Genomic DNA, 8,125 nt, shown 5'->3' with positions numbered 1-8,125 from the left:
GCAGTACTACGACCTCGGCCACGGCTGGTGCACCTACACCTTCTTCGAGCAGTGCCAGCACCGCATGGCCTGCGCACGCTGCGACTTCTACACCCCGAAGAACTCCAGCAAGGGCCAGTTGCTGGAGGCGAAGGAGAACCTGCAGAAGATGCTCGCCAGCATCCCGCTCACCGACGACGAACGCGCCGCCGTCGACGACGGTCAGGTCGCGCTCGACCAGTTGCTGGAACGGCTCACCGACGTCCCCACTCCCGCCGGACCGACGCCACGGCAGATCGGAGTTCCCGCCACTGCGACGCTGCTGCCGGTCGTTGACGTTCGCCAAGGAAGAGGGGACCGAGCGGGGCCGGAAGGCATTTGATCTACGAGCCTGAGTCTGCCTCCTTGGCCACCTGCTCCAGTCGGCTTCGGTACTGCTCCCACCAGGCCGAGTCGCCGGGCGCCACGTTGTCGCGCCCGGGCCGCTGTCCCGTAGTCCCGTCGATGAGTTCACGGACGATGTCGGCATGCCCAGCATGCCGCTGAGTCTCGGCGATCATGTGGACAAGGATCCGGCGGAGTGGCAGCTCAGGCCGCGGACCCCACGGCACCTGGCCGACAGCGTCGAGGGGAAGCGACTCGATCGTCACGTCCGAGTGAGCGCACACCCGGCGGTAATCGTCGACGATCTGCTCACGCGTCTCGTCGGCGGTCGCCCACAGATCAGTGTTCGGCTCGGCAGCCCCCGTGATCCAGAGCGGCGGCGCCTCAACCGGCCGGCCGAAGGTCTCGCCGAAATACGCCGCTTCGGCGCCGGTCAGGTGCTTGACCAGCCCCAGCAGGTTGGTGCCTGTCGCAGTCATGGGCCGGCGGATGTCGTACTCCGACAAGCCTTCCAGCTTCCACAACAGCGCGTCACGGGCATCCTGCAAGTAGAGACGGAGATCCGCCTTCGCGTCCGATTCAGTCATCGAACCAGTGTCCCGTTCGCGTGATCACCGTCCACTGCTTTTCTTCACGGCAAAAGGGCCACAACCTTGACAAATCTGATTCCACAGAACGCCCTGGAAGGCGGTGCACCGGTTCTTCACCCGCTGGCGCAAGCAGGGGCTGATCGGTGAGTTCCACGACCGGGTCCGCGCCGCGACCCGTGAAGCGCAGGGCCGGGATGCGGAGCCGACGGCGGGGATGATCGACTCGCAGTCCGCGAAGGGCACGTCGACGGTCGAGGCCGCGACCAGTGGCTATGACGGCGGAAAGAAAATCAAGGGCCGTAAGCGGCACATCGTGGTGGACACTCTCGGCCTGATCCTGGCGGTCATGGTCACCCCCGCCTCGGCAGGGGACCGGGACGCTGCCCAGGACCTCCTGGCCCGGGCAGCAAGCCGGCATCACCGGCTTCGGCGCGTGTGGGCGGACAGCGGATACACCGGCATGCTGGTGGGCTGGTGCGCGGTGGCCCTGAACCTGATACTGACCGTCATCCGCCGCAGCGACGACCACAACGGCTTCGTCGTGCTGCCCAAACGGTGAATCGTCGAGCGGACCTTGCCAACCGCCTGGCTCACCCGCTCCCGGCGCCTGGCCCGCGACTACGAACGGCTGCCCGCGTCGTCGGAGGCGATGATCCTGTGGTCGATGACCATCGTCATGGCCCGCCGCCTCGGCCGTCGCCGCAGCCGAACCGGCCCGGCACCGGCTCGTGCGCCCATCCCCGCGCAACGAGCCGCTTGAGCTTGCACCGCACGCCCTCCGTCTTCGCCGGAACCACCTCCAGCCCCAACAAAGCAGTGATCTCACGGCAGTTCAGTGGCTGACCGCCGGTGGCGCGGCGTTCGGCCAGCAGGGCCATGACCTGCTGATACTCCGGCGCCAGCACCTCGGCCGACAGTCCCTTGCGCCAGGGAGGAACCACCGACCCGGGCCTCGCCGCCGACGGCGCCGCGCTCTCGTTCCCGCCCGGCGTGTTCCCCGCTTCACCCTCCTGGCCTGCGGTTTCACCCAGGTCGTCGCACACCTCGCCGACCCGCCGACGGGCGATCAGCCACTCGTCCCACTCCGACTGCGCCGCTTCCAGCTCGGCCTGCAACTCCTCCACCCGCTTCCGGGCCGCCCGCTCCCGCTCCTCCAGCCGCCCCAGCACCGACGCCATCACGCACCTCCAGCACGCCACCTCCACGGACGCACCGGACCTACCTCACCCACCCCGGCGCTATGCCTGACCAGCACGAACCCAGCCCCACACTCGGTTTCGAGAACCCTTCTTTGCCCAGCGGCGGATGTCGGCGCCTTTGTGGGCGGACAGGTTGTCCAGGATCACGTAGATCGGTGCGCCGTCGGGTCGGGCGGCGCGAATCGACTTCAGTGCGGCCATTGTGTTCCTGGCGCCCTTGCTGCGGCGGTTGACGCCCCACAGGGTGTCGTCGCCGACCGAGTAGCAGCCGTGGAAGTACCGCACCCCGTGAGTGCGGTGGTAGGTGGCGGGCAGCCGGTCCGGCCTGGTCTGCTCGGCCCAGCAGCTGCCGCCGGTGGGCCGGATCCCGAGCGGGCCGAATTCGTCGAAGGCGAAGACCCGGTCGGGGAAGCGGTCCATGACTTCCTCGATCCCGTCCAGCTTTGCTTCACGGTCGGGATCGGGAGACTCCTTCCACGTCTTGGTGAGGTGACCCCGCGGCGGGCGAGCAGGCAGCTTAATGCCTCGCGGCCGATGCGGATCACTCGGCCATGGACTTTGCGCAGGTAGGCGGCGAGTTTGCGGATCGACCAGCGCGTGAAGGGCTGGCCTAGCTTGGTTGGGCGCGTGGTGGCCGTCTGGATGACGAAGTCCTCGTCGTCATCACTGAGTAGGCGGGGACGGCCTCCCGCCCACTGAGGGTCCAGGCAGGCCAGACCGCTCTCGTTGAAGCGGTGGATCACATCGCGCACGGTGTCTTCGTCAGCTGTACCAGCTGGGCGATAACAGGGACCCGGTTCCCGCCGGCCGGACCAGGGCGGTCGCCCAGGCGGGGTCGGTGCGTACCTTGCCGAGGACGCGCCAGTTCTTGAGAGACGCGAACGCGTGCTCGCACACCGCGCGGACGGACGCGATCAGCTGGTTGACCTGCTTCTTCGCCGGGGTTAGCGGCTTGGTGGGATGACGGCCGCCGGGCCGTTCGCTGCGTGGAGGGGCGGTGAAACGACGGTCGAGCTGTCATCCGTCTGCGGCGAGGGGCAGCCGGAGTACGAAACTGGCCCCACCCTCCTCCGCCGTGTCGGCGGTGAGGGTGCCGCCGTGACGCAGTGCCACGTCACGGGCGATGGCCAGGCCGAGCCCGGCGCCGCCGTCGTCGCGGCTGCGGGCGTCGTCGAGGCGTACGAAGCGGTTGAAGATCCGCTCGCGCTCTGCCTCCGGTACGCCGTCGCCGTCGTCGGCCACCTCCAGCACGGCCCGGTTGCCGTCCTGGCGGACCGTTACCCGTACCGTGGTGGCGGCATGCCGCTGGGCGTTGTCCAGCAGGTTGCCGAGGACCCGTGCCAACTGCCCTCGTGCCCCGGCAACTTTGAGGTCGGCCAGTCCTGTGACCCGCACGGGATGCCGGTCCCCCACGCGCTGGGTCAGTTCCTCGCGGACGAAGGTCGGCAGTGCCACCGGGGTGTCGCCCGGCTGCTCCCCCGCGTCCAGCCGGGCGAGCAGCAGCAGATCGTCTGCGAGCCCCTGCAGCCGTACGGTGTCCTGCGCCGCGCCGTCCACGTTCAGAAGCTGCGGGTGGGCGAGGCCCACCTCCAGCTGGGTGCGCAGTGACGCGATGGGGCTGCGCAGTTCGTGCGAGGCGTCGGCCACGAAGCGGCGCTGCCGCTCCACCGCGGCCTCCAGAGCGGAGAGCGTTTCGTTGATCGTACGGGCGAGCAGGGCCACCTCGTCGCGGCCGGCCGGTTCCGGCACCCGGCGGGAGAGATCGGTGCTCGCGGTTATCTCCGCCATCCCCTGCCGGATCCCCTCCACCGGCCGCAGCGTGCGGCGCGTCACCAGGACGGCGACCCCGGCGACCACGGCGAGCACAGCGGGCAGCCCGGTGAGCATGGCGCGGCCGGCCCGGGAGACGGCCTGCTCCTTTTCGGCCAGGGAGGCACCCGCGTAGACGGTGACCGGGACGCCGTCCGCGGTCACGCTCCGCACCGCGACCAGGCTGAAGTCCTCCTCGTCGGCGGCCTCTTCGCCCTCTGTCACCTCGCCACCCCGGTCGACGGGCAGCGTGATGGTGCCCGCCTCGACGGCGTGCTCACCCTCGCCCGAGTCGCGGGACGGGGGTTCGTCCCCCATCATCTCGACTTCAGCGATCACCGGTTGATCACGCAGCCCCTTCGACGCCCCCAGCACCCCGCCCTTGTCGTCCACCACCTGTATGGGGACATGAGCCACTTCGGGCGCGTCATCGTTCAGCCCGTCGATGCCGCCGACATCCTTGGCGGCCACGCCCGTGACCTGTGCCGCCACCTCGCGTGCCGTCGCCTCGGCCTGCTGCCTCGCGTCGGCGGCGAGCCCGGCGCTCAGCCCCGCGATGACCCCCACACCGGCAGCGACCAGGGCCACTGCCACCATGGCCGTGGCGCCCAGGGCCGTGCGCGTCCGTCCCCACGCCCTACGCACCGGCATCGACCAGCCGGTATCCGGCACCGCGTACGGTGCTGATCCATCCCGCGCCCAGTTTGCGGCGAAGGACACACACATGGACCTCGACGATGTTGACGTCCCCCTCATAGGCGTGATCCCAGGCGGCCTCCAGGATCTCCGTCTTGGACACGACCTCCCCCGCGCGCACCGCGAGCTGCTCCAGGACCGCGAACTCCTTGGCGGTCAGGGCAACCTCCCGCTGTCCCACGGTGACCTGCCGCCTGCCCGGGTCCACAGCCAACGCGCCGACCCGCAGCACGAGGGCCGCTTGCCGCGTCCGCCGCCGCAGCAGCGCCCGTACCCGGGCGAGGAGCACCACGTAGGAGAACGGCTTGGTCAGATAGTCGTCGGCGCCGGCATCGAGTCCTTCGGCCTCGTCGTACTCACCGTTCTTCGCGGTGAGCATCAGCACCGGTGTGTCGTTGCCGGCCGACCGCAGCGCCGAGCACACGCGGAAGCCGTTCATCCCCGGCAGCATGAGGTCGAGGACGATCAGGTCGTACCGCCCTTCCCTCGCACGGTGCAGTCCCTCCAGGCCGTCGTGCACCACATCGACGGCGAACCCCTCCGCCGTCAGCCCCAGGGCCAGCGACACGGCGAGACGCCGCTCGTCCTCCACGATCAGCAAGCGCATGACCCCAAGAGTGCCAAACCGCACCTGAAGCAGTCTTCAGGTGACTTCAGCGTGACTTAAGCGACGTCGTGTGACGGTCTTCCCTGTCAACAGCCGCTCAACAGAAGCGGCTCACATCGACAACCCTTCAGGAGCAACCATGAAGCGCAAGCTGGCGATCGCCGCTGCCATTGCCGCCGCCACGCTGGCCGTGGGCGGTACCGCCTACGCCACCTCGCAGGACTCCGGCACGCCCGCCACCATGGTCGACAGCGAGCAGAAGCTCGGAAACGGCCAGGAGGCCGACGTCGACGTCGTCGAGGGCGACGAGGCGTCCACCACGACCACCACCATGGTCGACAGCGAGCAGGAGCTCGGGAACGGCCAGGAGGCCGACATCGAGTACGAAACCCCCGCCGCGGGCTGAGGTCGTCCAGGGCGACACCCACCACCAGGACGACTGACATCGTCCCGACGCCGGACGGGCTCATTCTCGGCCCGTCCGGCTCGGCGACGGATGGCCGCCGCTCGGCCTGCGCGTGAAGTCACGCAACGCCAGGTCCACGAATCCTCATTGGGCGCGTTTCAGCCTGAAGTTGCTGGTCGTGAGGCTGGTGTGATGGCTCGTCCTGGTGCTCGTGCTGGTCGTGGGGGGATGTCCGGGCTGTAGATCATCTATCAACGGGCGACCTCGAGGTGGGTGAGGACGAGGAGGGCCCGCAGGAGAGCGGCCGATCGTCCGGGAAGTGATCCGGTCAGGACAGGGGGAGCAGTTCGAAGCGGTCGAACGTCATCCAGTGGCTGCTGGACGAGGCGTTCTTCCCGACGACCTTGAACTGCAAGGTGTGCCGGCCGGCGGTGAGCTTGAGGTGACCGAAGGTGGTTCGGTAGTACTCCGCGGCGGTGCCGTACTCGTCCTGTGGCGAGCCGAATGCCTTGCCGTCGACGTAGAGCTGGAAGAAGCCGCGGTTCGTCAGCTTCTTGAGATGGGCGCTGAGCTCATAGCGCGCCGTGGCAGGTACGTTGACCGTGTAGGTCACGGACTGGCCGACCGCGGTGGTCTCCAGGGCATTGGCCTGGCCGGAACTGGCCTCCGCCTCGGCGAAGTTGCGGCGCACGACGCCCGGGGTCGAGGTGACGGGCAGCGACTCGGCCTCGTAGACCGTCTTGGGGCTGCCGGCCACGACCGGGCTGACGTCGAAGCGCAGCGAGGCGCTGGCCGGGAGCGCCGGCAGGGTCACCCTTGCCGTGTTGCCGGTCACCGTGTAGTCGCCCTCCAGGACCTTGACCGGGTTGGTCAGCTCCGCGATGTCGTCGAAGCGGGTGGCTCGGAGCCGGATTTTGCCGATGCGCTGCAGGGTGGTGGGGATGTTGCGAAGGTCGAGGGTGACCGTGTGCGAGGTGGTGGTCTGGTTGCCGATCAGGCCGGTGGAGCGGCGCTGGGTGGTGTCGACGGCGGTGAAGGCGTCCACGGTGGTGGCGGCGGAGGACGTGGTGCGTATGAGCCGTCCGGTCATGTCCTTGTAGGTGTTGTAGTTCCACCACACCCCGCGCGGCAGGTTCGCGCTCCGGGTCGTGGCGTTGCCCAGGGTCGGTACGAAGTCCGGGTTGTCTCCGACCCACTCCCAGGCGGAGTAGACCCCGTCGGTCAGTCCGTTGGGCACGCTGCGTTCGAACTGTGCGAGGTAGCGGACGTTGACGCCCGCGTCCCATGCGTCCGCCTTGCCGTAGCCGGTGCCCTGGTACTCGGTGATCGCGATGGGCATCGGGGTGATGCCGTTGTCGATCATCCACTGCTTGATCTGGGCGGTGTGCCCGGGGATGTCGGGTGCGCTCGCGGTGAGTTCGTGCCAGGAGAGCACCTGGGGCAGGCAGCCGTTCTGCTTGCAGTAGGTGAGGAACTGGGTGAGCCGTGCGAAGCTGTAGCCGGACAGTTCCGGGGCCTGCACCTTGAGCGCGGGGTCACGGGCCTTCAGGGTGTCGTAGGCGACGTTGTGCGCGGTGAGGTAACTGGTGAAGGGCCGCGCGCTGGAGTTCCACTGCAGGTCCGGTTCGTTCCAGGTGATCCAGGAGTCGACCTTGTAGTCGCCCGCCTGGGCTTCGTCGTAGACACCGTTGACGATGCGCCGCCAGCGGTCCTGGTCGCCGCCGTCCCCCGGCCGGTAGCTGTAGTCGGGGTTGGTGGGGTCGCCGGAGTAGTAATAGACGCCGACCTGCAGCCGCGCCCCCGTGTCCTTGACACGCTTGTAGGTGGCGCGGTCGAACAGGCTGGGCAGGTTCACGTGGTGGTCCGCACCGCGGATCGCCCGGACCTTGACGCCGTCGATGAGGTACTGGGCGGGCGAGGTGGCGTCGACCCCGTGCAGGTACCCGCTGGCGACCTGGTGGGACGGCCCGACGTCGGCGCCGTAGTCCACCGTCACCGTGATCGAGTCCGCCTGCGCGGGTGTCACGCCGATCAGTGTGCTCATGAGCGCCGCTGTCGCGGCCACGGTGAGCACTTTGCGGATTCTCATCGTTGAGATCTCCCTTCGGTTGTCTCGCATGGGGGTGCCGGGGGCCCGCCCTTCGTCACCACGACGGAGGGTGGGAGTTTCGGGGGTCAGGCCGTCCGGTAGGTGTCCATGCGCCCGCACATACCTCAGGCGCGGTCGTTCGGCGCGGGTGCGTGCACTGCCGTGACCTGTGCGTCCCGCAGGTGCACGGCAGCGGCGGAGGAAATCGCTTTCCGGACCGTAGGGCCGACTCCGGATGCGTGTCAATGCACACGTCAACGCTGTCCCCTACGCGGTCGGAACTCGCCCATCCGTCCCTCCGCGACCCGAACGGAGCGGGTCACCCGCGAGCCCTACAGTCGGTGAACAGGTCAAACGCCGGACTGC

At 68.8% G+C, this 8,125-nt stretch carries 7 protein-coding genes and 3 pseudogenes; 3 read left to right on the top strand and 7 right to left on the bottom strand.

Features of this window, described 5'->3' with window-relative positions; all coding sequences use genetic code 11:
* Positions 1-361, top strand: a pseudogene (locus ABD357_RS33100) (tyrosine-type recombinase/integrase); the annotation flags it as partial.
* Between the two features lies 1 nt (position 362).
* On the opposite strand, the gene ABD357_RS33095 reads toward ABD357_RS33100, so the two are convergent.
* A complete protein-coding gene (locus ABD357_RS33095) occupies positions 363-950 on the bottom strand; it encodes a DinB family protein (protein ID WP_344394777.1) in 588 nt (195 codons plus the stop codon).
* Between the two features lie 103 nt (positions 951-1,053).
* On the opposite strand from ABD357_RS33095, the gene ABD357_RS33090 reads away from it, so the two are divergent.
* The gene (locus tag ABD357_RS33090; RefSeq protein WP_344394775.1) at positions 1,054-1,512 is read left to right on the top strand and encodes a transposase; all 459 of its coding nucleotides are present in this window, start codon (positions 1,054-1,056) and stop codon (positions 1,510-1,512) included.
* Positions 1,513-1,627: 115 nt separating this feature from the next.
* Here the strand turns inward: ABD357_RS33090 and ABD357_RS33085 are convergent, their stop codons facing one another.
* The 5 genes and pseudogenes from ABD357_RS33085 to ABD357_RS33065 all read right to left on the bottom strand — a co-directional run bounded on the left by ABD357_RS33085 (position 1,628) and on the right by ABD357_RS33065 (position 5,264).
* A complete protein-coding gene (locus tag ABD357_RS33085; protein WP_344394773.1) occupies positions 1,628-2,131 on the bottom strand; it encodes a hypothetical protein in 504 nt (167 codons plus the stop codon).
* Positions 2,132-2,239: 108 nt separating this feature from the next.
* A pseudogene (locus tag ABD357_RS33080) lies at positions 2,240-2,960 on the bottom strand (IS630 family transposase); the annotation flags it as partial.
* A gap of 44 nt (positions 2,961-3,004) precedes the next feature.
* A pseudogene (locus ABD357_RS33075) lies at positions 3,005-3,151 on the bottom strand (transposase family protein); the annotation flags it as partial.
* An 18-nt stretch (positions 3,152-3,169) separates the two neighbouring features.
* Positions 3,170-4,606 carry a sensor histidine kinase gene (locus ABD357_RS33070; RefSeq protein ID WP_344395056.1) on the bottom strand — a complete coding sequence of 479 codons (1,437 nt, stop codon included), beginning with the start codon at positions 4,604-4,606 and terminating at the stop codon, positions 3,170-3,172.
* A complete protein-coding gene (locus ABD357_RS33065; protein WP_344394771.1) occupies positions 4,599-5,264 on the bottom strand; it encodes a response regulator transcription factor in 666 nt (221 codons plus the stop codon). The genes ABD357_RS33070 and ABD357_RS33065 overlap by 8 nt, the downstream gene beginning before the upstream one ends.
* Before the next feature lie 139 nt (positions 5,265-5,403).
* Here ABD357_RS33065 and ABD357_RS33060 point away from each other — a divergent pair, with 139 nt between their 5' ends.
* Positions 5,404-5,670 carry a hypothetical protein gene (locus tag ABD357_RS33060; protein ID WP_344394769.1) on the top strand — a complete coding sequence of 89 codons (267 nt, stop codon included), beginning with the start codon at positions 5,404-5,406 and terminating at the stop codon, positions 5,668-5,670.
* A gap of 328 nt (positions 5,671-5,998) precedes the next feature.
* On the opposite strand, the gene ABD357_RS33055 is transcribed toward ABD357_RS33060, so the two are convergent.
* Complete coding sequence (locus ABD357_RS33055) at positions 5,999-7,759, bottom strand: hypothetical protein (protein WP_344394767.1); 1,761 nt, start codon at positions 7,757-7,759, stop codon at positions 5,999-6,001.
* Positions 7,760-8,125: the final 366 nt, after the last annotated feature.

It is taken from the genome of Streptomyces vastus, assembly GCF_039532825.1.
GTDB classification, from domain to species: domain Bacteria; phylum Actinomycetota; class Actinomycetes; order Streptomycetales; family Streptomycetaceae; genus Streptomyces; species Streptomyces vastus.
Note: the sequence above shows the minus strand (reverse complement) of the source record. Positions and strands in the feature narration are given on the sequence as shown.

What these genes read in the sequence shown, in the direction of transcription:
- ABD357_RS33095 (WP_344394777.1), bottom strand. Translation starts at nt 950, where the DNA reads ATGACTGAATCGGACGCGAAGGCGGATCTCCGTCTCTACTTGCAGGAT.
- ABD357_RS33085 (WP_344394773.1), bottom strand. Translation starts at nt 2,131, where the DNA reads ATGGCGTCGGTGCTGGGGCGGCTGGAGGAGCGGGAGCGGGCGGCCCGG.
- ABD357_RS33065 (WP_344394771.1), bottom strand. Translation starts at nt 5,264, where the DNA reads ATGCGCTTGCTGATCGTGGAGGACGAGCGGCGTCTCGCCGTGTCGCTG.
- ABD357_RS33060 (WP_344394769.1), top strand. Translation starts at nt 5,404, where the DNA reads ATGAAGCGCAAGCTGGCGATCGCCGCTGCCATTGCCGCCGCCACGCTG.
- ABD357_RS33055 (WP_344394767.1), bottom strand. Translation starts at nt 7,759, where the DNA reads ATGAGAATCCGCAAAGTGCTCACCGTGGCCGCGACAGCGGCGCTCATG.